The organism is Nocardia sp. NPDC052001 (assembly GCF_040680615.1).
GTDB lineage: Bacteria > Actinomycetota > Actinomycetes > Mycobacteriales > Mycobacteriaceae > Nocardia.
Window position 1 is genome coordinate 225,504 of the sequence record NZ_JBFAXC010000005.1, and the last position, 22,859, is coordinate 248,362.

Sequence of the window (22,859 nt, forward strand, 5' to 3'; positions counted from 1 at the left end):
ACAGACCGACGCGGGCGGGCGAACCCCGGTAGCCTCGGGCGCACCATTGGCTACTAGCAGGGGTGCGGCGTACCGCACCGGGAGGGTTCTTCGTGACTTCGTCGGGTCCGGTGCGCCTCGATCGCCGCGCATTTCTGATCGCACTCGGGCTGGTTCCGGCCGCTGCCGTGGTGGCGTCGTGCGCGAAAGATGATGCGCCCAAGCAGTTGTCGGGGGTGGATCTGGCGGGTGTGGACGAGGCGGTTCGGCCGCAGGACGATCTGTACCGATACGTCAACGGCAAGTGGCTGCGCGAGTATCAGTTGCCGCCGGACAAGACCGCGTTCGGCGCGGGCAGTGAGGCCGGGGAACGGACGCAGGATCGGTTGCGCGCCATCATCGACGGCATCAAGGATCCGAAGCCCGGGTCCGAGGCGCAGCAGATTCGCGATCTGTACGACGCCCGCGTGGACTGGGATACGGTCGAGAAGCTGGGGCTCTCGCCCTTGCAGGACCTGTTCGACAAGGTCGACAAGGCCGCGACCAAACCGGATCTGGCCAAGGTCATGGCGGAGTTGCCGATCGGCGGGCTGATCGGGCTGGGCGTGAGCGTGGACCGCAAGAAGTCGGACAGCTATGTGCCGATCGTGGTGCAGTCCGGGATCGGGCTCGACGAGGAGCAGTACCGCAAACCGCAGTACGCCGAGATTCGCGCGGGGTATCGCACCTATCTCGAGGACATCGCCAAGGCGGCGAATTTCCCGGATCCGGCCGGGGTGGCGCAGCGCATGTTCGATCTGGAGACGCGGATCGCGGCCGCGCACTGGGACAGTGTGCGCGGGCGCGATGCCAATGCCACCTACAACAAGATGAGCTGGCAGCAGCTGACCGAGTTGGGGCGCGGATTCGATTGGGAGCCTTGGCTGGCGGGCAATACCGACCGGCCGAAGGAGTTGTTCTCCGAGGTGGTGGTGGGGCAGCCGTCGTTCATCACCACGGCGGGGCAGATCTGGGCCGACACCGATATCGCGGTGTGGCGGGATTACTTGAAGCTCAGTGTGATTCGCGGGTATTCGCGGTATCTGCCGTTGGCGTTCAATGACGCGTACTTCCGTTTCTTCGGCACGATTCTGCGCGGGCAGAAGGAGCGCGCCGAACGCTGGAAGTACGGCGTGGACATGGTCAATTCGTCGCTGTCCGAGCAGCTCGGCAAACTGTATGTGACGCAGTACTTTCCGCCGGAGGCCAAGGAAGAGGTCAAGCGGATGGTGGACGATCTCATGTCCGCCTACCGGGAGAACTTCCGCACCAATAAGTGGATGACCCAGCCCACCCGGGACGCGGCGCTGGCCAAGCTGGACAAGATGCGGGTCAAGCTCGGTTATCCGGACAACTGGGTGGACTACTCCAAGCTGGAGATCGTGCGCGGCAAGCTCATTCAATCCCTGCGCAATATCGGGACTTTCGAGTCCAAGCGGGATCTGGCGCGGCTCGGGACGCCGGTCGACAAGACCGAGTGGAGCATGAGCCCGCAGACGGTCAACGCCTACTATTCGCCGCCGTTGAATGAAATCGTTTTTCCCGCAGCGTATTTGCAGGCCCCGTACTTCGACAAGGACGCGCAGCTGGCGGTCAACTTCGGTGCGGTCGGCGCGACCATCGGCCACGAGATCGGGCACGGTTTCGACGATCAGGGCTCGAAATACGACGGCGACGGCAACCTGCACGATTGGTGGACCGCCGAGGATCGCCGGGCGTTCGACGCGACCGCGGATAGGCTGGTGGCACAGTTCGATCCGCTGGTCCCCGAGGGCTTGAATCCGGATCAGCATGTCGATGGCCGTCTGACCCTGGGCGAGAATCTCGCGGATCTGCGCGGTCTGCAGATCGCGCTCGCGGCCTATCGGATCGCCGAAAAGCGTGCGGGCAACGACAATCCGGACTATCACACGCTGTTTCTGTCCTGGGCCCGTGGCTGGCGCATCAAGATGACCAAGGAGCTCGCCGCCGAACTCCTCACCGACACCCACTCCCCCGACGAGTTCCGCTGCAATCAGGTGGTGCGCAACCTGCCGGAGTTCTACGCCGCCTTCGGCGTCCAGTCGACCGACAAACTGTTCCTCCCCGAGGATCAGCGCATCACCTTCTAGAGCAACGCGCCGCCGGACTCACGCGGGTTCGGCGGCGTCCCGCTGCTGCACCAGTTTCGGCGGCGCGGCCTGCCGCCACGAATCCAGCACGATCGCCGCCAATTCCTCGTGATCCTCCAGCGCGGCCAGCCGCACCCGCACCCAGGCCCCGCCCGCCTCATGCGGCGCCACCCAGAACTTCTCCGGCTCCGCCAGCACCAATTCGTTCCGCTCGGCAATGGGACACCGCACCGCCATCGACGTCTCCCCCTCCGGCAACGTCAGAAACAACTTCTTCGCCACCCGAAACGTAGGCATATCCCACTCGAACAGCTCCCGCACCTCCCCCAGCGAAAGCGCCACCGCCCGCACATCCTCACCACTCACCCGCATGCCCCGATCCTCCCAGCCGGGTACGACAGCTACCGAGCGGCGTTGGCGAGGGCGGGTTCGAGTTTGGTCAGCAGGTGTGGGAGGGAGAGGGGGGTGGGGTGGGTCAGGGCGGCTAGTTCCTGGGTGGTGAGGAAGAGGGTGGCGTTCTTCCGTACGGCTGGGAGGTCGGTGAATCCCGGTAGGGCTCGGTAGGTTTCGTCCATTCCGGGGGAATAGGCCGCTATCAGGAGGTCCGCGTCCAGGGGTGGGAGGTGGTCGAGGGTGAGGCGGCCGGTGGGGCGGCCCTGGGTGATCAGGGGTGGCGGGATGGTCAGGCCGAGTTGGGTGAGGAGGGTGTTGGCGGGGTCTTCGGGGGCGGTGAAGGCCATGAATTGGGTGGGGGCGGAGAGCCAGGTGATGGTGAAGGTTTTGGTTTTCAGGGTGGGGTGATGTTGGGGGATGGCGTTGATTCGGGTGGTCAGGTCGGTGATGAGGGTTTCCGCGGGAGCGTCTTTGCGGAGGGCTTTGCCGAGGGCGCGCAGACGGTCGGGCCACGCGGTGTCGTCGGCCTCGGAGAGTGCGGGGAGGGTGGGGGCGATTGTGGATAGCTCGGTGTAGGTGGCGCGGGTGGCGATCACGAGGTCGGCCAGGATGAGGTCGGGGTGCAGCGGGGTCAGTTGGCCGACCAGCTGAGCGCTGGTGTCGAGCGATCGGGCCGCGGTGAGGGTGGCGGGTTCCCAGGGCGGAGTGGATCCGGCGGGGGCGGCGAGGTCGTCGATATAGGCGATCGGGGTGATACCGAGCGCTCGAGCGGTGTCCAGCCACTGATTACCCAGAGCCACAACGCGTTTGGGGATGCCCGGAATGGTGGTTTCGCCGAACGCGTGGGTGATGGTGACCGGCTGGGGTGCGGGCGTGTCGACGGGACCGGTTGGTTCGTCATGTTTCTCACACGCCGCGACGAAGAGCGCGAACAGCATTGCGAAGGTGGCGAAGAGTGCCCGCTTTCGGACGCGTGACCTGCGGATCGACCCCATTTCCGCCCTTCCGTCGCAAGCTGTTGCAGGTTCGATCCCCGATGGGGCTGCCTATTGTGTCCTCGATCGATTAGGTTAGGGTTGCATAAGTAATTGTTCGGGGGTGTGAGCGATGGAGCGTTGGTTGCCGGAGAGTCTTTCCGCGGTCGAGCGGCATCGTCTCGTGGACGAGTGGGCCAACGGAGTCGAACTGTACGACGTGCCGTCGGTGGAATCGCTGATCGGCTGCGGGCGTCGCGTGCCGATTCTGCGTACCGCTGTCCGTCATGGCGGCCACATCCTCACCTATGCCGAGCTGTTCACCGTGCTCGACGGCGGCGTCATCGGCACCGCCGGTCCCAGTCTGGACGGTCTGGCCCGGGTGCTGTGCGATATCGCCGATGCCACCGAGAACGATTCCGCGGTCGCCTTCGGCTCCGGCATCTCGCTGACCCCGGACGCGCTGGCCGCCGCGGCGGACGATCGCCGCGCGGTGGTCGCCGATCATCGCGAGTGCCGGGTGGATCGGGCCTTCGGTTCGGCCGATGTGCGCCTGTTCGCGACCCGCTGGGATTGTGCGGACGCAGCGGTGGAATTGCTGGCCGCGCTGGCCGACGGTGCGACCCTGGTGCTGGCCACCGAGACGCAGCGCACCGATCCGGCCGCGCTGGCCGAACTCATCTCGACCTGTGCGGCGACCCATGTGGTGGCCCCGGCCGAGATCCTGTCCGGGCTGGCCGATCGCCCGGCTCCGGCGCTGCCGTCGGTGCGGCGCTGGGATGTCACCGGAACCGCCTGTCCGGCGGTGCTTTCCGGGCTGCTGCGGTCCATCGCCCCGGGTTCGGTGGCCGGATTCGCCTATAGCGCGGCCGCTTACGCGGGTGTCGCGGCGCGCGGTCCGCTCGATGGTTCGGGCCGGGTGCGCCCGATTCCGGGTGCGCGACTGCTGGTGCTGGACGAGGCGCTGGAGCTGGTGGCGCCGGGTGTGACCGGTGCGGTGTATTTGGGTGGTGCGGCGCTGGCGGTCACCGCCGCCGGTTCCGTCGCGGACCCGTTCGCCGTGCGCGGCACGCTTTCCCGCACCGGTGCGCGCGGGCACTGGACCGCTGATGGCTGGCTGGTGTTCGAATCGGCCGAGGTGGCCGAGCACGCGACCGCGACGGCGGATGACGAAGTCGGCTACGCGGCCTGAACTTTCCGCCAATAAACACCGGAACAATTCCGATCTGTCCCTCATATGTGATTTGCGGCGATAGTGTGGAAATCACCAAATGGCCGCCGAGCGCGAGGAAGCGCCCGGGGTGCCTGTGATCCGGTCAGCGAACCGCCAGGCACCGGCCGGCGCGACGATCATCAGGCGTTCAAACCCTAGAGCGTGCTGTCGAACTTCCCACCGGGCTCATCCGCGCACTGTCGCGTCCAGATGAGCCGGGTAGTTCACTGCGGCACAGTCGCTTTCGATCTTCCACCGGAGTCGGCCGCCCATGCCGACGCCCACTGCACCGGGCGAAGGCGGTTGTGTTCCGGAAGGAGTGGTCATGAGCGCCACATTCGAATTCGCATCCCTTACCCGTGATCGGCTTCGCATCGCGATGGTGGTGCCGCCGTACTTCGACATCCCGCCCAAGGCATACGGCGGCGTTGAGGCCGTGGTGGCCGATCTGGTGGACGCCCTGGTGGCACGCGGGCATGAGGTCACACTGCTGGGCGCGGGTGTGAACGGCACCGATGGGCGCATGGTCTCGCTATGGGATCGGGCGCAATCGGACCGGCTCGGCGATCCGTTTCCGGAGGTATTGCACGCCTTGAAGGTCCGGCGCGCGCTGGAGCGGCTCTCGGCGCTGGGGGGTTTCGATCTGGTCCACGACCACACCTTCGCCGGACCGCTGAATATGCCGATGTACCGCGAGCTCGGTATGCCGACCGTGATCACCGTGCACGGTCCGGTGAACGGCGAACCGTACCTGTACTACAGCGAACTCGGTGAGGACGCGCAGTTGGTGGCCATCAGCGATCGGCAGCGCTCGCTCGCCCCGGATCTGAATTGGGTTGGCCGCGTGCACAATGCGCTCCGTGTCGACGATTGGCCCTTCCGGGCGGAGAAGGACGACTACGCTCTGTTCCTGGGCCGGTTCACCGAGGACAAGGCGCCGCATCTGGCGCTGGAGGCCGCGCATGCCGCGGATATTCCGCTGGTGCTCGCCGGGAAGTGCGCCGAACCGCCCGAATTGCGGTATTTCGAGAGTGCGGTACGGCCATTGCTCACCGAACGCGATCACATGTTCGGTATGGCCGATGCCGTGGCCAAACGTGAATTGCTGGCCGGGGCACGCGCTTTGCTGTTCCCGGTGCGGTGGGAGGAACCGTTCGGCATGGTGATGATCGAGGCGATGGTGTGCGGCACGCCCGTGGTGGCGTTGCGCGGCGGCGCCGTGGCCGAGGTGATCGTGGACGGTGTCACCGGTCGCATTTGCGACGATCCGGCCGAATTGGCAACGGCCATCAAGGAAGTGCAGACCTACGATCCACACGCCATGCGCGCGCATGTGGTCGAGCATTTCGGCGCGGACACTCTCGGCCGCGGTTATGAGGAGATCTATCGCCGTGTGGTGCGCGCGCATCGGCCGCGCCGCGCGGCGGCCCTGCACGCCAGGTCCGCGAATTCCGTGCACCAGTCCGCGACCGCATCGCCGCGTCCGGCGAGTGTCGGCGCCGCGGTCGGGGCGGGACTCGGCGTCGACATCATCGAACGGGAGAGTGTGAGTGAGCGAAGAGGTTCCGGTCGCGTTGAACGCCGGTGAGCCGTCGGCCCTGGGCAGTAGCGGAGGGGCGGTGACGCTGGTGGAGGGAAGTACGTTCTGCCTGTCGGATCGCGTCGGCGATGTCGAACCGGGGACGCCATATGGATTGTTCTTCCGGGACGCGCGGGTGCTGTCCCGCTGGGAGCTGCGGGTGGACGGGAATCGGCCGGAGGCACTGTCGGTGCTGACGCCGGAGGCGTTCACCGCGCGGTTCATCCTGCGCCGCCCGCCCCGTGCGGGGGTCGCGGACAGCACGGTTCTCATTGTGCGCGAACGCCTTGTCGCGGACGGGCTGCGCGAGACCATCACGGTGGAGAACATGGGCCGCGAGACCACGGCCGTGGATCTGCAATTGCTGATCGACGCGGATTTCGTGGATCTGTTCGCGGTCAAGGAGGGCCGCACCGCCAGTACGCGAGCCGAGATCATCGTGTCCGATCAGGAGCTGCTACTAAACGACCGGTCGGATCGGTCCCGGGGTCTGACGGTCTCGTCCTCGGAGCCACCGGTGGTACTGCCGGGTTCGCTGTCCTGGCGGGCCGTGGTGCCCGCCGGGGGCAGCTGGCAGACCGAGGTGCTGGCCCAGCCCACCATGGGCAGTCAGCCGGTGCGGTCACCGCTGGGTCCGGGTGAGCATTACGAATTCAGTGAGCCGAGCCGCAAGATCGCGGCCTGGCGCGATACCGCCACCAATATCACCGCCGCGGATCCACAGCTGGCGCTGGTGCTGACCCGCACCGAAAGTGATCTGGGCGCCTTGCAGATTCATGACGAGAGCCGTGGCGGCCGTCCCTTCGTGGCGGCCGGCGCACCCTGGTTCATGACGCTGTTCGGCCGTGATTCGCTGCTCACCGCGTGGATGGCGCTGCCGCTGGATGTCGGCCTGGCGGTCGGCACCATGGAGCAGCTGGCCGAGATGCAGGGGCAGCGGGTCGATCCGATGACCGAGGAGGAGCCGGGTCGCATCATGCACGAGATGCGGCGCGGCCCGGCCAGCGGTGCGGTGCTGGGCGGTGAGACGTACTACGGAACCATCGACGCCACACCGCTTTTCGTCATGTTGCTGGCGCAGGCGCGGCGCTGGGGCGCGGATGCGGAATCGGTGCGGGCGCTGCTGCCCGCGGCGGACGCGGCGCTGGCGTGGGTCGCCGACTACGGGGACCGCGACGGTGACGGGTTCGTGGAGTATCGGCGCGCCACCGATCGCGGTCTGATCAATCAGGGCTGGAAGGACAGTTTCGACGGCGTCAATGACGCGATCGGGCATTTGGCGGAGCCGCCGATCGCGCTGTGCGAGGTGCAGGGCTACGTGTACGCGGCGCTGCTGGCGCGGGCGGAACTGGCCGACGAGTTCGGTGACCCGATGACAGCGGCACATCTGCGCGATCGCGCGGCCGAGTTGCGCACCAAATTCGCCGAAGCGTTCTGGTTGCCCGAAAAGGGTTGGTTCGCGGTCGCTTTGGATGGGAACAAGCGCAAGCTCGACGCGCTCACCAGCAATATCGGGCATTGCCTGTGGTCGGGCATCATCTCGGACGAGCATGCCGCGGTGGTGATCGAACGACTGGCGTCCGAGGATATGGATACCGGATTCGGTTTGCGCACACTGTCTTCCAAGATGGGCGCGTTCAATCCGATGAGTTATCACAATGGTTCGGTATGGCCGCACGACACCGCGATCGGGGTGGCCGGGCTGCTGCGCTACCGGCATATTCCGGGAGCGATCGAGCTGGCGACGCGACTGGCCGAGGGATTGCTCGATGCCGCGGGGGCTTTCGGCGGGCGACTGCCGGAATTGTTCTGCGGTTTCCCGCGCGCCAAGTTCGCCGCACCGGTCCCCTATCCGACGTCCTGTTCACCGCAGGCGTGGGCCAGTGCCGCACCGCTGCTGCTGGTGCGGTCGTTCCTGGGGCTGGATCCGGATATTCCGCGGCGCACGCTCACCGTGCTGCCGCATCTGCCCGCGCGCTGGGGGCGGGTGGAGCTCACCGATCTGCGGCTGGGCGGTGCGGTGATCGATCTGGCGGTGGAGGGCGAGAAGGTGACGGCCGCCAATCTCCCCGAGGATTGGCGGCTCATCACGCACTAGCGAATCACCGACCAGCGGTTCAGCTTTCGGCGGCGGCGCGGTAGCCGCGCACGGCCAGGGCGCCGAAGACGGCGGCCAGGCCCAGCGACCACGCCGCCGTCTGAAGCATCGGGGTGGCGACGGGGCCGCCCAGGATGAAACCGCGCATGGCTTCGATGGCGCAGCTCATGGGCTGGGCGCGGACGATCGGTTGAATCAGCTCCGGGTAGTTGTCCAGCGGGACGAAACCGGAGTTGAAGAACATGCCGATGAGCACGACGATGGCGGCGAGCTGGACGACCTTATCGCCGATTCGGCTGACGCCCACCAGGATTACCACCGGGGTGAATCCGGCGATGACCAGCACCGGGACCGCCAGCGCGCCGAAGAAACCGGGCCAGCCCTGCTGGAAGCGCAGCCCCAGCGCCATGCCGATCAGCACCACCACCAGGGTGACCACGGCGGCGCGCACGCATTCGGCGAGCAGGCGGCCGAGCATGCCCGCCGACCGGTGGATCGGCAGTACCCAGAAGCGGCGCAGCAGGCCGCTCCGGCGTTCGCCGTACAGGGACAGGCCGGTGCCCATCGCGCCGTACATGGCTCCGGCGATGGCGATCATGGGGACGAAGCCGTAGATGGGGTCGGCGTCCGAGGACAGGCCCAGGGATCGGTCCAGCACCAGGTCGAACATGAGCAGCAGCAGTACGGGCAGCACCAGGGTGCTGGTCATCACCTCCTGCTGACGGGACCAGCGGCGCAGCAGGCGGCCGGTTTCGATCAGCAGTTGGCCGGGCAGCGAACCCGAGCCGATCGGGTTCGGCTGTGCGACAGTGGGTTCGGTGGTTGTCATGCGCGCCGTCCTTCCGCACGGGTCGCGAGGAACGCGCCCACGATGAGCAGGCCCGCGATCCACAGCGCGGCCACGCCGAGTTCCGAGGGGTAGCGGCCCTCGGCCAGACCGCGCAGGGCCGAAGTCACCTGCGAGACCGGCTGATTGCGCGCCCAGCCCTGAATCCAGCCCGGGAATCCTTCGGCCGGAACGAATCCGGTGGAGGTCATGATGAGCAGCAGCTGGGGGACGAACAGCACGGTGCCGCCGAGTTCGGGATTGCGGGTGGCGGTGCCCAGCGCGTCGGCCGCGATCACAACGGCGGCTCCGAAGGCCAGCGTCACCGCGATGAACACCAGAGCCGTTGCCGGATCGTGGAATCGGAAGCCGAAGGCGATGCCCACCACCAGCGCGCTGGTCAGCGCGGCGCAGCCGCGCAACAGATTCGCGGACATGCGCGCGGCCACCGGCACCCACGGGCGCACCGGCAGGGAACGCAGCCGCGTGGCCATACCGCCCGCGACCTCGCGCCCGGCGCGGTCGGCGGCGAACATGGCGGTGAAGAACATGGCGTACACCGCGACCAGCGGCAACAGATACTGCGCGAAGTCGATGCCGGTGGCGGACATGGATTTACGCAGCGGAATGTAGAAGCAGATGTAGATGGCCACCGGCGCGAACAGCGCCAGCACCACATCACCTTCGCGGAGGGCGGCGCGAATACCGCGCTCGCTCAAGGCCGACCATTGCACTCCGGCCGGAACCCGCACGATGGGAACCTGATTCATGCGCTCACCTGTGCCGCGCTCGGCTTGGTGAGTTCGATGAAGACCTCGTCGAGGGAGGGGCGGCGCAGCGCGATATCGATCAATTCGATGCCGCCGCCGGTGATTCGCGCCAGCGCCTCGGTGAGGGTGGCCGCACCGTCGGGTGCGGGCAGTGAGACCCGGTCGGCGGAGTCGGCCACCGTGACCTCGCCCAGCCCGGACAGCGCGGTGACCAGGCGCGGTACATCGGCGGCGTCGACCGGGACGACCTCGCAGTAGCTCGAACCCGAGCGGGCCTTGAGTTGATCGGCGGTCCCCTCGGCGATGACGGTGCCCTTGTCCACGACAATGATGTTGTCGCTCAGCGCATCCGCCTCTTCCAGATATTGCGTGGTGAGCAGCACCGTGACGCCCTGCGCCTTGAGTTCGCGCACCAGCGCCCACAGGCTCTGGCGGCTCACCGGGTCCAGGCCGGTGGTGGGTTCGTCCAGGAAGACCACGCGCGGCGGGCGCACCAGACCGCAGGCGATATCGATGCGGCGGCGCATACCGCCGGAGTACTGGCCGACCCGCCGATCCCCCGCCTCGGTGAGCGAGAACTGTTCCAGCAGTTCCTCCGCGCGCGCCCGGGCCTGTTTGCGGCGCAGGCCGAGCAGGCGCGCGAAGAGCACCAGATTCTCACGGCCGGTGAGCATTTCGTCGAGTGCGGCGTACTGGCCGGTGAGCATGATCGAGGAGCGCACCTCGGTGGGCTGGCGCACCACGTCGTAACCGGCGACCACCGCCCGCCCGGCGTCCGGGCGCACCAGGGTGGAGAGCACCGACACCGTGGTCGTCTTGCCCGCGCCGTTGGGGCCGAGCACCCCCAGCACACTGCCCGCGGGCGCGGTGAAGCTGATGCCGCGCAACGCTTTCACCTCGCCGAAGGACTTCTGCACGGACTCGACGATGATCGCGTCCTCGGGTTCCGGCACCGTATTCTCCATCCTGGTCATGACGCTATTCCCCCTGCTGCGTTGCTATTTCGGACGTGCTGACTAGTCGAGCAGTGACACCACTTCGTCCAGTGACGCACCGCCGAGGATGGCGGTGACCGGCAGATCGCGCTGAAGTTCGGCTTCGATGCGCTTGCGCAGGTCCAGGGCCTGAAGGGAATCCAGGCCGAGCGCCACCAGCGGCATGGAGCCGTCGATGGGTTCGGTGTTGTCCATGCCCATCACGAAGCGCAGGGCATCGCGGACCTGTCCGGCGATGTCCTGGACGATGGGCGCGGATTGTGCGGGCGCGGGCCCCGACGGAGCGGCGGGTGCGACCGGGGCTGCGGCTGCCGGGGCGACCGGCGGTTGCGCGACCGGCGGGGGCGCGTCCGGGATCTCGGCGAACAGCGGCTCCTGGCCGAAGAGCGCGAAAATCGCACGCAGCTTGTACCATTCGGCCGCGACCACGATGCTGTTACCCGCGGCCGCAAATCCGGCGGCGATGGCGGTGGCCGGATCCATGGGCAGCAGGCCGGTGCCGCTGATGCGGGCGACCGCATCGGCATTGTCGGCTCCGACGGCCCGCCACAGTCCCCACTGCACGGAGGTGACGCCGATGCCGTCGCGGCGGTAGCCGGTGGCGGCGGCGTCCAGCATGCGGTTCACGGCGGCGTAGACGGCGTGGCCGCGCCCGCCGATGGTGGCCGAGAGCGAGGAGCACAGCACCACGCGCGCGTCCGGGGCCAGCGGCAGTTCGCGAATCAGCCGGTCCAGCGCGACGACCTTGGATTCCGCTGCGGCGAGCACGGTTTCGGGGCTCACCTCGGCAGCGGCGGCGTTGTAGTCCACCGCCGCGTGCACCAGCAGCGTGACCGGGGTGGCCGCGAAACCATCGCCGAGCGAGCGCACGGCCTCGTCATCGGTGACATCGCAGGTGCGAATCTTGATGACCGTGCCGTGCGCGCTCAATTCCGCGACCCGCTTCGCGGTTTCGGCGGAGCCGCCCGATCGGCTGATGAGTGTGATGCGGCGGGCTCCGGTGCGAGCGAAGTCCGCGGCGCAATCGAGGCCGAGTTTGCCGGTGCCGCCGATGATCACGACCTCGGCGAGGTCCGCCGCGCTGAGCGCGCAATCGCCGGGAGCGTCGTCCACGACCAGGCGCTTGCCGTACCAGGCTCCGGCGCGCGCGGCCAGCTCCGGCTCACCCGAGGTGTGGATCGCGCCGAGCACAGCCTTGGCCGCATCCGGAATCTCCTGTCCGGCAGCCAGATCCAGATGCCGGAAGCCGACGCCCGGGTATTCCGCCGCCAGGCAGCGGAATCCGGCCTGCGCGGCGGCATGCGCGATAGCGGGCGTCTCGCCCTCGAGCACCTGCTCGCCGCCGAAGGTCACCAGCCAGACGTCCCGGACGCCGGTGAGATCGGGCAGCCAGCTCCGATCCCCAACGAAGTCAGCGGATTCACGGACCGCCGCGGCGATATCGGCAGCCGCCGACGGCGGCAGCAGAAGGACGGCCGTGTCATAGGCGACGACAACCGCGCCGGTCGTACCGGACGTGGCGGGTGCAGCACGCACGGCACCCGCTCCCCCACCCGTGCTCGCAGCGGTCGCGGAGGCGGTGGTTCCGGCCGCGCCGTTCGATGCTGCGGGCGCAGCGCCGGTTCCCGCAGCCGACGCAGCGGTCCCGTCTGCCATACCCCGCTTGCCGGTAACCACTTTCGCGCCGTGGCGGGGGGCTGCCTGCTCGATGGCGGCGGCGAGGTCGGCGGCGCGGCCGGTGTGGTCGATCATGCTCAGGGTGCGGGGTGGGACCAACTTGCGGCGGTCCAGGCGGACCCAGCGTTCGGCGAGGCGCTGCGGTGCGACGGTGCCCTCTACGGTCGAAATAGACTGTGCGACAGCTGATTCACCGTTACCGAAGGTGGCGGAACCGGAACTCGTGGCACCGGAGACACTTTCGACACCGCGCGCGTCGACCGATGCCGATCCGGTGCCGGTCGATCCAATTCCGCCCTGCGCCGCTTCGGGGCGGTAGTTGAAGGGAGCCCAGAGCTGTTTCGGGGTGGTCTGGGTGTTGGGGAAGTCCAGGAGCGGCAGGCGGCGCACGTCGGATGCGGTGTCGCGCAGGGTGTCCCAGGCGAAGGCGGTGTCCAGAACCGCTACCTGGGCCAGGTTCTTGGTGAATTCGGCGAGGTCGACGGCGGTGCGTCGAGAGGTGCCGATGGTGCGGAAGTCGCGGTCCTCGCCCGCGCCGGAGAGGGTGTCCTGCATGGCGAGCATGAGGGCCGGATGATCGGCGATCTCGAGGAAGATGTCGACGCCCTGGGCGGCGGCCGCAGCGATGGCGAGGTCGAAGCGGACGCGGTTGCGCAGGTTCCAGTACCAGTATTCGGCGGCGCTCAGGTCGGGGGTGATCGCCTCGCCGAGTGTCGCTCCGAGGCAGGGGATCTCGGTGGGCGCGAAGAGCGGCGAGTCGAGGGTGTCGCGCAAGGTGACCTCGAGGTCCCCGCGGAATTTGCTGACGAAGGAGGTGTGCGCCGGGTATTCGACGCGGATCTCCTTGGCGAATTTGCCCTGTGCGGTGAGCGTCGCCACCAGCTCCGAGACGGCCGGGCGCTCACCGGAGATGGCGAGCACGTTCGCGGAATTGACCACCGCGAGTTCGGCCCAGCCGGAATTGCGGGCCAGCAGCGCCTCGCATTCATCGCGATTGACCCCGACCACGGCCATGGCCCACTGACCGTTCCACTCGTGTTCGCGTTCGAGCGAGCCGACCAGGTTGGCGCGCAGCGTGACCACGCGGATGCCGTCCGCGAGCGAGATGATGCCCGAGACCACGGCGGCGGCGATCTCACCCTGCGAATGCCCGACGGTGACATGCGGTTCCACCCCGGCGGCGCGCCAGATGGCGGCCAGGCCCAGCATCTGCATGAACAGTGCGGGCTGAACCATTTCGACGCCGTAGTCGGCACCGGACTCGTCGAGCAGGTAGGTCAGCGGCGAGATGCCGTGCTGTGCCTGAAAGATCGCGTCGCATTCGTCGACGGTGGCGCGGAAGACCGGTGAATGCGCGTAGTAGAGCACGCCCATACCGGGCCGTTGAGAGCCCTGGCCGGGGAAGACGTATGCGATGCGGCGTGCGCTCGCGGCGCGGTTACCGGCCGTCACGGCCGGATGCGGCTTCCCCGCGACGATCGCGTGCAGTGCCTCGATCAGCCGGTCGCGATCGGTGACGGCGATGAGCGCCCGGTACCGCCGGGCCGCGCGGGTGCGGAAGAGCATGTCCGCCACGGCGTCCGGGGTGACCGAGGGTCGTTCTTCCAGGTAGGCGACCAGGGCGGCGGCCTCACGTCCGAGCGCGTCGGCGGTGTCGGCGGACAGCAGGATCGGGGTGCTGCCGTCCGGAAGGCGGTAGTCAGGCATGGGTTTCCTCTTCCAGGACGGGCATGGCGAGCACGGCGTGTGCGTTGGTGCCGCTGACGCCGAAGGACGACACCGCGCCGTAGCGAACGCCGTCGCGCGGTTCCCAGTCGGTGAGTTTCGCTGCCAGGCGCAGGTTTCCGGCTTCCCAGTCGAAGCGGGAGTTGGGGCTGTCCGCGTGCCGGGTGGGGGCGATCTGCCCGTGCAGACCGCTGAGCAGCACCTTGATCAGGCCGAGCAGGCCCGCGGCGGCTTGCGCGTGGCCGAGATTGGATTTCACCGAGCCGAGCAGCGGGCTGCTGCCATCGGCCCGGGGAATGCCGTAAACCTGTTGCAGCGCGGTCAATTCCAGTGGATCGCCGACGGCGGTGCCGGTGCCGTGGCCCTCGATCATGTCGATCAGGTTCGGATCGATTCCGGCGGCGGTCACGGTCGCGCGGACCAGGCGTTCCTGTGCGGCGGAGCTGGGCACCGCGATGGGCGCGCCCTTACCGTTGTGGTTGATGCGGGAGCCGAGCAGGCGGCCGTAGACGCGGTGCCCGAGTTCGCGGGCTCGCGCTTCCCTTTCCAGCACAACGACTCCGACGCCCTCGCCCCAGAGTGTGCCGAGGGCGTTGTCGGAGTACGGCTTGCACTGGCCGTCGGCGGCGAGCGCGTTGTTCTTGGAGAATTCGAAGAACGCGCCGGGTGAGCCCATGACGCAGGCCGCGCCCGCGAGCGCCCATTCGCATTCGCCAGTGCGAATCGCGTTGGCGGCCAGGTGAACTGCGGCAAGGGATGATGCGCAGGCCACATCCACGACCACGGACGGTCCGCCCAGGCCCAGCACATTGGAGATGCGCCCGGCGACCGCGCCCATGGCGGCTCCGCCCGCGCGATATCCGGTGAAGTCGTTGACTTCCGCGCCGTGCGGGCCGTATTCGGTATTGGAAGCGCCCATATAGCAACCGATGTCATCACCGTCGCCGAGTGCGGCGGGGTTGATGCCCGCGTTCTCCAGCGCGCGCCAGGCGACGCGCAGCGCCACCCGCTGTTGCGGGTCCATGGCGACCGCTTCGCGCGGGGTGATGCCGAAGAACATGGGATCGAAATCGGCCGCGGTGTCGAGGAATCCGCCCGCGTCGCGGACTTCGCCCCAGCCTTCGGTGTCGGCGAGTGCGAACAGCTTCTCCAGCGGCCAGCCGCGATCACGCGGGAAGGGTCCGATCAGATCGCGCGATTCGGCCAGCGCTTCCCAGTACTGGGCCAGCGTCTCGATACCACCGGGCGCTTCGATCGCCATCCCGGTGATGACGATCGGATCCTCCGCACCGCCCCTCATGCCGGTTCCCGCCGTGCCATTGTCCGCCGTTCCATTGTCCGAGCCGATCGGATCGCCGCCGTTGCTCATCGGGCCACCGCCGTCCGGATCGGCTCGGCGGCGAGGGTTTCCGCGATGGCGGCGACGTGGTCGTGCAGGTAGAAGTGCCCGCCGTCGAACATGCTCACCTGGAGTTCGTGCGGGGTGTGCGACTGCCAGCCGTACAGGTCGCCGATGGAGACGAATTCGTCCTCGCTGCCGCCCATGACGTGCAGCGGGGTGTTCAGCTGGACATCCTGCGCGCAGACATAGGCGTCGAAGGCGGCGTAGTCGGCCTTGAGCGCGGGCAGCGCCATGCGCATGAGGTCACGGTTGCCCAGCACGTCCGCGCCGGTGCCCTGGAGCCCGCCGACGTGGTCGAGGAGTTCCTCATCCCCGGTGGGGTGGTTGGGCATATCGACCACCCGATACGGGGCGACCGCACCGGAGACGGCGAGCAGCCGCACCGGGAGGCCCTCGTTCTCGGCCAGCCGGGCGAATTCGAACGCCACGACCGAACCCATGCTGTGCCCGAACACGGTGATCGGCTCGCCGTTATTACTCGGGGAGCGCACGAATTCGGCGAACGCGCCCGCGGCGATATCGGGCACGCTGGTCAGCGCGGCCTCGCGGGCCCGGTCCTGGCGGCCCGGGTACTGGAAGATCGAGACGTCGAAGTGTTCGCTCAGCGCCTTGGAGAACGGGCGGTAGGTGGACGCGCCGCCGCCCGCGTGCGGGCAGATGACCAGTGGCGCGCTGCCCGCCGTGCGCGGGCGATGGAATTTGCGGATCCAGCCGAGGGTAGTGCTCATAGTCCTTGCTCCTGTTTCTCCGCGCGCGGATGTCCGGCGCTCACTGCCACATCCGGCGCATCACCAGCAGGCCGTGGTCTTCGTCGCCGATGACCGCGGCATCGTCGATCCGGGTGTCCGGGGCGGCGGCGATGGCGCGCAGGGTGTCGTGGAAGGCGGCCTCGATGATCTCGGCCTCGGTGTCGTCGAAGGAGTCCTCCGCGTAGAAGACCACCGCCCGCACGCCGTCGCCGGGCAGCAGTTCATTGGCCGGGAAGATCATGACCAGCAGGGCGTTATCGGTCGCGCCGCCGCCCTCGAAGGTCACCAGTTCCAGGTTCGCCTGTGCCAGCAGGCTTTCCAGTTCGGCCCGGCCGGGCGGGTAGGACTGGAAGACGAACATGGAGTCGAATAGTTTGCGCACACCGGTGGCCCGGATGGCCGAGGTGAGGCGGTACTGGTGGAATTCCATGAGTTCGACCCGGCGGCGCTGGATTTCGGTCAGCTGTTCGCGCCAGGTGGAATCGCCGCGCAGGCCGACCGCGACCGGAATGGTGTTGGCGAAGCAGCCGACCGCATTGTCGACCTCGTCCAGGTCGGCGGGGCGTCCGGAGACGACCTCACCGAATACCGCTGTCTCCGAACCGGTTACGTAGCGCAGCACATTCGCCCAGGCGAGCTGGCAGATGACGCTGAAGGTGGTGCCGAGTTCGGTGGCCAGCTCGGTGAGCCGGTCCACCACCCGCGCGTCGATCTCGGCGGAGCGGCCGGTGGGCACGCCGCCGCCCTCGGGCACCCGGTTGGGCGCGACCAGGCAGGGCTGCACGCCGTCCAGATAGCCGGACCAGGCGGCCTCGGTCGCCTCCTCCCGATCCTGGGTCAGGGCCAGGAATTCGGCGAAGGTGTCCGGGTTGCCGAGCGGTGCGGCGGTGCCGTCGCTGAGGTAGGCGGCGAAGATCTCCTGCGGCAGCAACTGGCCGGACCAGCCGTCGGTGAGCAGATGATGCGAGGTGAGCACCAGCATGTGCACCGCTTCGGGCAGGTGCACAACGGTGACGCGGGTGAGCGGGCCGCGCGCGAGGTCGAACTGTTCGCCCTGATCGGCGAGCAGGAAATCGCGCAGTCGCTCATCGGAATCGGTCCGGTCCGCGAAGTCGACCTCGCGCACCGGGAAGTCCATATGCTCGTTGACCAGTGCGTACGGCTGGCCGGCGTGCGAGACCGAAATCGCCACGCGCAGATTGGGATAGCGGTTCAGGACAGTGTCCAGCGCGGCGGTCAGGCGCGGCAGTTCCAGGTCGCCGCGCACGGCGATCATGGTCTGCACATTGTAGAAATCCTTACCGCCGGAACCGAGTGCGGTGAAGTACAGCCCGGCCTGCATGGGCGCGAGCGGATGCACATCGGCGAACGCGCCGTACAGGGTCTGCCAGCGGTCCAGGTCCAGCTGGGTGACACCGCGCGCCAGCACATCGCTGGGGGTGGGCTGGCGAACCGGGTTGTCGCGCACCGTCTTCGACAGATCGCGCAGTGCGCCGGTCCACAGGTCGGCGAGTTCGTGCACATCGGCGTCGGTGAGCACGCCCGCCGGGAAGCGGAAGGAGGCGCGCAGGCCGGTGCGGTCGCCGTCGGCGATGCTCACGGTGTTGACGTCCAGTACGGCCGGGACCGGCATGGCAGGGTCGGCGTGGCCGCCCAGGTAGCCGAATTCCGGTGCGGCATCCCAAGGTTCGACGGTGTCGGCGTCATCGGCGACGGTGAATCGGCCCATGTAGTTGAAGCTGATCTGCGGGGCCGCGTGAACTTCCAGCTCGGCCTTGGCGGCGGGGTTCAGCCAGCGCAGCAGACCCCAGCCGATACCGGAGTCCGGCACCGCGAGCAGCTGTTCCTTGACCGCCTTGACCGCGTCCACGATATCGGCCTCGCCGCCGCGCAGCACGTTCAGCGCGACCGGGTAGGCGCTGGTGAACCAGCCCACGGTATTGGCCAGATCGGCTCCGGCGAACAGGGTTTCGACGCGGCCGTGCCGCTCCATGGTGAGCGCGACGGTATCGGCGTCATTGTCGTGTGAACGCCGGAACCGGTGTACGGCCACGGCCAGCGCGGCGACCTGGATATCCAGGAAGTCGCAACCGAACACCTGCGCGCCGAGCGTGCTCAGCAGTTGGGTGTCATCGGCGTCGAGCTCGGCGGTGACCTCGTGCAGGGTGGCGACGGTGTCCACGACCGGATCGATGCGACGGGTGCCTAGCAACGGATCGGCGGCGGCGGCGATCTCCCGCCAGCGCGGCAATTCCGCTGCCAGAGCATCGCTTTGGGCGTAGTGCACCAGGTTGGTGTTCCAGGTGTGCACCGAGGTGCCGGTCTCCGGCTCCAGCGCGCCGTCCTGCCACAAACCGCGCAGATCGTCATGCAGGATGCGCCAGGAGACGCCGTCCACCACCAGGTGATGGATCACCAGCAGCAGGCGTCCGGTGGCGAAGTCCGGGGTACGCGCCCATACCGCGCCGACCATGCGACCGGCGACCGGATCGAGTGCGGCTCCGACCTCGCGCAGATGCGCCTGAAGCGTTTCGCCCGCGGTGAGTTCCCAATCCTCGCCGTCGATCACGACTTCGATCAGCTCGACGGCCGGGTACTCCTCGCCGACGACGGGGACGTAGTAGGCGAGACCTCCCCCCGGCATCCCGGCATGCTCTCGGCCGGGATCCACAGCCTCCGCACCGCTTCCGGCCGAGAGCGCGGCGGAATGACGCGGGGAGGTGTCCACACCGAGGCGGGCACGGAGCATGGGGTGGCGGTCGAGCAAGGCGGCGAGGGTGGTACTGAGCTGTGCCGCGGTCGCTCCCGCCGGGGTCACCACGGCGGTGGCCTGGCTGTATCCGGTGTATTCGCCGACCTTTTCGACGAGCATGGCGGCGATCGGGTTGAGCGGGATCCAGCCGGTGTCCGCGCCCGCGCCGATGAGCGCGGGCGCTCCGGTGTCGAGGATCGGGGTGGTCGCGGCGGCGATGGCGGCGATGGTGCGGGCGTCGAACAGGGCGCCGGTGGTGATGGCCAGGCCGCGCTTCTTCAGGGCCGAGGCCATGCGGATGGCGGTGATGGAATCGCCGCCCAGGGCCAGGAAGTCGTCATCGGCGGCCAGGGCGAGATCGTCGCCGAGGTTGAGCACCTGGCGGACCGCTTCGGCGACAAGGGTTTCCGGGCCGTCACCGAGTTCGCGGCCGTGGCCGCTACTGCCGCCGAGATCCGGTTCGGGCAGGGCGCGCCGGTCCAGCTTGCCGTTGGCGGTGAGCGGGAGCGCGGCCATGCGCACCAGGGCCGACGGAATCATGTACTCGGGCAGGCGTTCCGAGAGGTAGGCGCGAATCGCACCCGCCACAGCGGTCTCGGAATCGTTGGCGTACACCGAATCCGGCTCCGCCACGTAGTAGGCGACCAGCACCGAGTCATTGCCGCGCGGCAGTGCGATGGCGGCGGCCGAGCCGATACCCGGCATGCGGCGCAATGTGGTGCCGATTTCGCCGAGTTCGATGCGGTGGCCGCGAATCTTGACCTGATCGTCCACGCGGCCCAGGTATTCCAGGCGGCCGCGGGAGTTCCAGCGCACGATATCGCCGGTGCGGTACATCCGCGCCCCGGGCTCTCCGGCGAACGGGCAGGCCATGAAGGTGGCGGCGCTCAGACCGGGCCGCCGGTGGTAGCCCTGCGCCAGCTGTACGCCGCCCAGATACAGCTCACCGGTGACGCCCGGGGGCACCTGCCGCAGCTGCTCATCGAGAACGTACACCGACGAATTCGATTCGGGACGGCCGATGAGCGCCGAACGGATCTCATCGCTGCCCTGGGTTCCCGCGAAATCCTCGTGGGTGAGGTCCATAGCGGCCTCGGTCGGGCCGTACAGGCCCAGCACGGTGCCGCCGAACACCCGGCTGGCCTCTTCCACCAGCGCGGGCGGCACGGATTCGCCACCGAGGTAGACGTAGCGCATGGACTGCAAGCGCTTCGGGTCCGGGCCCGCGTCGAGGAAGGCGCGGGTCACGCTGGGCACCAGGGACAGCTGAGTCACGCGGTGCCGCTCGATGATTCCGGCGAGCGCCTCCACATCCGCCTGCCACCATTCCGGATGCGGGAGCACGGTCGCCGAACCGGTGCCGAGCGCATTCACCAGTTCGAACACCGAAACGTCGAATCCGATCGGCGCCTTCTGCAGAATGCGCTCCTGCCCGAAGCCGAGGTAGTCGCGCATCCACTGCACATGGTTCGCGATGGCGCGGTGATGGATGACCACGCCCTTCGGACGGCCGGTGGTGCCCGAGGTGTACAGCAGGTACGCGGCGTCCAGCGGATGAACGGGCCGGGCCAGTTCCTGGGCACGAACCGGTGAGCCGTCGGTGGCGGCCAGCTCGGCGCGGACATCCGGGGCGGCCAGGTCCAGGAGCGGCAGACCCGCCGCTGTCATTTCGGCGTGCTCTCGGCCGGAATCCACACCGGTGGAAGATGATTCGAGGCCGTGGATCCCGGCCAGACAAACGCCCGGATGACGGGGGGAATCAGCGCCAACCGTATTGATCAGCAGGGACAGCTCCGCGTCGCCGAGCATGTATTCGATGCGGTCGAGCGGGTAGCTCGGGTCGGCGGGGACGTAGACCGCGCCCGCGCGCAGGATGGCGGCGAAGACGACGGGGAGCCATTCGCTGCGTTCGGCGTAGACGCCGACGCGGTCGCCGTTGCGGACACCGCGCGCGAGCAACATGCGGGTGAGTCCGTTGACGCGCGAATCGAATTCGGCGTAGTCGAGTTCGATGTCCTCGAAGATCACCGCGACCCGGTCCGGATGCTCCTGTGCGGAGGCCCGGATCATGGCGTCGATGGTGTCGGGGGTGATGGCGGGGCGGTCACCGTGCGACCAGTCGTCCAGCCGGGCGCGGTCGGAGGCGGAGAGGGTTTCCAGCGCGGTCAGGGTCGCGCCGGGGGTGGCGGCGGCGAGCACCTGTTCGATGTACTCGTGCAGGCGCTCGATGGTGCCGTGGTCGAAAAGGTCGGTGCGGTAGGTGATCTGGACGTCGGTGCGATCGGCGTGCATGAAGGTCTCGACCACCAGCGGCAGCAGTGCGCCGCCATTGTCGATCAGTTCCCAGCTGGTGACCGCGCCGGGCAGTTGCGGGCCGTCGATCTTCTGGTGCAGGAACAGCACCATGGTGTCGAACAGTTTGGAACCGATATGCCCGGTGGCGCTATTGGCCGCCCGGATGATGCCCTCCTGCGGAAAGTGCTTGTGCCGGAAGGCTTCGGTGGTGGTGGCGCGCACCTGGTTCACCAGTTCGGCGAAGGTGTGCGCGCCCGCGCCGGTGAAGCGCAGCGGAATCATATTGGACAGGTTGCCGATCAGCAGTTCCTGACCGGATTCCTCGCGATTGGCGACGGTGGTGCCGACCACGATGTCGCGCTGACCGGTGGTCTGGCGCAGCGCCAGATAGTAGGCGGCCAGGAAGACCGAGAACGGGGTGCTGCGCAGATCGGCGGAGAGCCTGCGCAGGTTGGCGTCCGCCTGCGCGCCCAGCAGTCGGTCGAAGCGGTCACCGCGTTCGGTGACGGTGACCGGGCGGCGGTCGTACGGCAGCTGGAGTTCGGGGACCTCACCGTCGAATTGGCCTGCCCAGAAATCCATTTCGGCGCTGTGGTCGCCATCGCGGTAGCGGTCCTGCTCCCATTCGGCGAAGTCGGCGACCTGGCGGCGCAGCGGTTCCACCGTGATGTCACCGGTGCACGCCTGCCGATAGAAGTTCTCGATATCGGGCGAGAGCGCGGGCAGGGTCATACCGTCCCAGGCGATGTGCTGGATGACCAGCAGCGCCACCAGGCGATCGGGGCGGGTGCGGGCGAAGGTCACGCGCAGGGAGGATTCCGACGACAGGTCGAAAGTCTCGTACGCGGCGGCCCTGGTCAGCTCGGCCAATCGCCGGTCCGCCTCGGCCGGATCGTGTGCGGTGAGGTCGATCTCGGTGATGCGGGGCGGCAGGCCGTCGTGGATGAGTTGGTACGGGTCGCCGTGTTCGTCATTGTGATAGGTGGTGCGCAGCACCTCGTGCTTGCGCACCAGGGCCAGGAAGGCGCGGTGCAGGGCCGGACCGTCCACCTCACCGTCGAAAGTCAGTGCCAGACAGAGGTTGTAGGCGGCGCTGTCAGGAGCGATCTGCTGATGCGCCCACACATTGCGCTGCCCGAAGGACAGGGGCGCGCGCGTCGGATCGCGGCGCACCGGTATCGCGGGGGCGGCGGCCAGGCCCGCGCTCGCGAGCCGGGCCGCCATTGCTGCCTGTAGGTCTTCCAGCGACTTCATCAGGTGAAACCAATCCTTGTTCTTTCGA

Annotated in this window: 13 protein-coding genes; 4 read left to right on the forward strand and 9 right to left on the reverse strand. The window is 68.1% G+C overall.

Annotated features, from left to right (window positions below; translation table 11 throughout):
* Window positions 1-92 precede the first annotated feature (92 nt).
* Complete coding sequence (locus tag AB0L82_RS25175; RefSeq protein ID WP_364641028.1) at window positions 93-2,129, forward strand: M13 family metallopeptidase; 2,037 nt, start codon at window positions 93-95, stop codon at window positions 2,127-2,129.
* Window positions 2,130-2,147: 18 nt separating this feature from the next.
* Here the strand turns inward: AB0L82_RS25175 and AB0L82_RS25180 are convergent, their stop codons facing one another.
* Together AB0L82_RS25180 and AB0L82_RS25185 are read right to left on the reverse strand one after the other, a co-directional pair.
* Window positions 2,148-2,501 (reverse strand): MmcQ/YjbR family DNA-binding protein, encoded by a 354-nt coding sequence (locus AB0L82_RS25180; RefSeq protein WP_364641031.1) that lies wholly within the window; start codon window positions 2,499-2,501, stop codon window positions 2,148-2,150.
* Between the two features lie 29 nt (window positions 2,502-2,530).
* Entirely contained in the window at window positions 2,531-3,517 is a 987-nt protein-coding gene (locus tag AB0L82_RS25185) for an ABC transporter substrate-binding protein (RefSeq protein WP_364641034.1), read from the reverse strand.
* A 112-nt stretch (window positions 3,518-3,629) separates the two neighbouring features.
* Here AB0L82_RS25185 and AB0L82_RS25190 point away from each other — a divergent pair, with 112 nt between their 5' ends.
* From AB0L82_RS25190 to AB0L82_RS25200, 3 genes are all read left to right on the forward strand, one after another.
* Entirely contained in the window at window positions 3,630-4,688 is a 1,059-nt protein-coding gene (locus tag AB0L82_RS25190; protein WP_364641037.1) for an AMP-binding protein, read from the forward strand.
* A gap of 346 nt (window positions 4,689-5,034) precedes the next feature.
* Window positions 5,035-6,297 carry a glycosyltransferase family 4 protein gene (locus AB0L82_RS25195; RefSeq protein ID WP_364641040.1) on the forward strand — a complete coding sequence of 421 codons (1,263 nt, stop codon included), beginning with the start codon at window positions 5,035-5,037 and terminating at the stop codon, window positions 6,295-6,297.
* A complete protein-coding gene (locus tag AB0L82_RS25200) occupies window positions 6,260-8,386 on the forward strand; it encodes a glycogen debranching N-terminal domain-containing protein (protein WP_364641043.1) in 2,127 nt (708 codons plus the stop codon). The genes AB0L82_RS25195 and AB0L82_RS25200 overlap by 38 nt, the downstream gene beginning before the upstream one ends.
* Before the next feature lie 19 nt (window positions 8,387-8,405).
* Here AB0L82_RS25200 and AB0L82_RS25205 read toward each other — a convergent pair whose 3' ends face one another.
* The 7 genes from AB0L82_RS25205 to AB0L82_RS25235 form a co-directional block, all read right to left on the reverse strand.
* Window positions 8,406-9,215: an ABC transporter permease gene (locus tag AB0L82_RS25205; protein ID WP_364641046.1), complete on the reverse strand. Its 810-nt coding sequence runs from the start codon at window positions 9,213-9,215 to the stop codon at window positions 8,406-8,408.
* On the reverse strand, window positions 9,212-9,982 hold the full coding sequence (locus AB0L82_RS25210) for an ABC transporter permease (RefSeq protein WP_364641049.1): 771 nt from the start codon (window positions 9,980-9,982) through the stop codon (window positions 9,212-9,214). Before AB0L82_RS25210 ends, AB0L82_RS25205 begins: the two co-directional genes overlap by 4 nt.
* The gene (locus AB0L82_RS25215) at window positions 9,979-10,935 is read right to left on the reverse strand and encodes an ATP-binding cassette domain-containing protein (RefSeq protein ID WP_364641769.1); all 957 of its coding nucleotides are present in this window, start codon (window positions 10,933-10,935) and stop codon (window positions 9,979-9,981) included. Before AB0L82_RS25215 ends, AB0L82_RS25210 begins: the two co-directional genes overlap by 4 nt.
* Before the next feature lie 63 nt (window positions 10,936-10,998).
* Window positions 10,999-14,361, reverse strand: a complete 3,363-nt coding sequence (locus tag AB0L82_RS25220; RefSeq protein ID WP_364641052.1) for an SDR family NAD(P)-dependent oxidoreductase — start codon at window positions 14,359-14,361, stop codon at window positions 10,999-11,001.
* Entirely contained in the window at window positions 14,354-15,679 is a 1,326-nt protein-coding gene (locus AB0L82_RS25225; protein WP_364641772.1) for a polyketide synthase, read from the reverse strand. Before AB0L82_RS25225 ends, AB0L82_RS25220 begins: the two co-directional genes overlap by 8 nt.
* Window positions 15,680-15,744: 65 nt before the next feature.
* Window positions 15,745-16,509 (reverse strand): alpha/beta fold hydrolase, encoded by a 765-nt coding sequence (locus AB0L82_RS25230; protein ID WP_364641055.1) that lies wholly within the window; start codon window positions 16,507-16,509, stop codon window positions 15,745-15,747.
* Between the two features lie 40 nt (window positions 16,510-16,549).
* Entirely contained in the window at window positions 16,550-22,831 is a 6,282-nt protein-coding gene (locus tag AB0L82_RS25235) for an amino acid adenylation domain-containing protein (RefSeq protein WP_364641058.1), read from the reverse strand.
* Between the last annotated feature and the right edge of the window lie 28 nt (window positions 22,832-22,859).

Bases quoted from the DNA above. Each gene is read 5' to 3' on its own strand.
- AB0L82_RS25180 (WP_364641031.1), bottom strand. From the start codon at position 2,501: ATGCGGGTGAGTGGTGAGGATGTGCGGGCGGTGGCGCTTTCGCTGGGG.
- AB0L82_RS25185 (WP_364641034.1), bottom strand. From the start codon at position 3,517: ATGGGGTCGATCCGCAGGTCACGCGTCCGAAAGCGGGCACTCTTCGCC.
- AB0L82_RS25190 (WP_364641037.1), top strand. From the start codon at position 3,630: ATGGAGCGTTGGTTGCCGGAGAGTCTTTCCGCGGTCGAGCGGCATCGT.
- AB0L82_RS25195 (WP_364641040.1), top strand. From the start codon at position 5,035: ATGAGCGCCACATTCGAATTCGCATCCCTTACCCGTGATCGGCTTCGC.
- AB0L82_RS25205 (WP_364641046.1), bottom strand. From the start codon at position 9,215: ATGACAACCACCGAACCCACTGTCGCACAGCCGAACCCGATCGGCTCG.
- AB0L82_RS25210 (WP_364641049.1), bottom strand. From the start codon at position 9,982: ATGAATCAGGTTCCCATCGTGCGGGTTCCGGCCGGAGTGCAATGGTCG.
- AB0L82_RS25220 (WP_364641052.1), bottom strand. From the start codon at position 14,361: ATGCCTGACTACCGCCTTCCGGACGGCAGCACCCCGATCCTGCTGTCC.
- AB0L82_RS25225 (WP_364641772.1), bottom strand. From the start codon at position 15,679: ATGAGGGGCGGTGCGGAGGATCCGATCGTCATCACCGGGATGGCGATC.
- AB0L82_RS25230 (WP_364641055.1), bottom strand. From the start codon at position 16,509: ATGAGCACTACCCTCGGCTGGATCCGCAAATTCCATCGCCCGCGCACG.
- AB0L82_RS25235 (WP_364641058.1), bottom strand. From the start codon at position 22,831: ATGAAGTCGCTGGAAGACCTACAGGCAGCAATGGCGGCCCGGCTCGCG.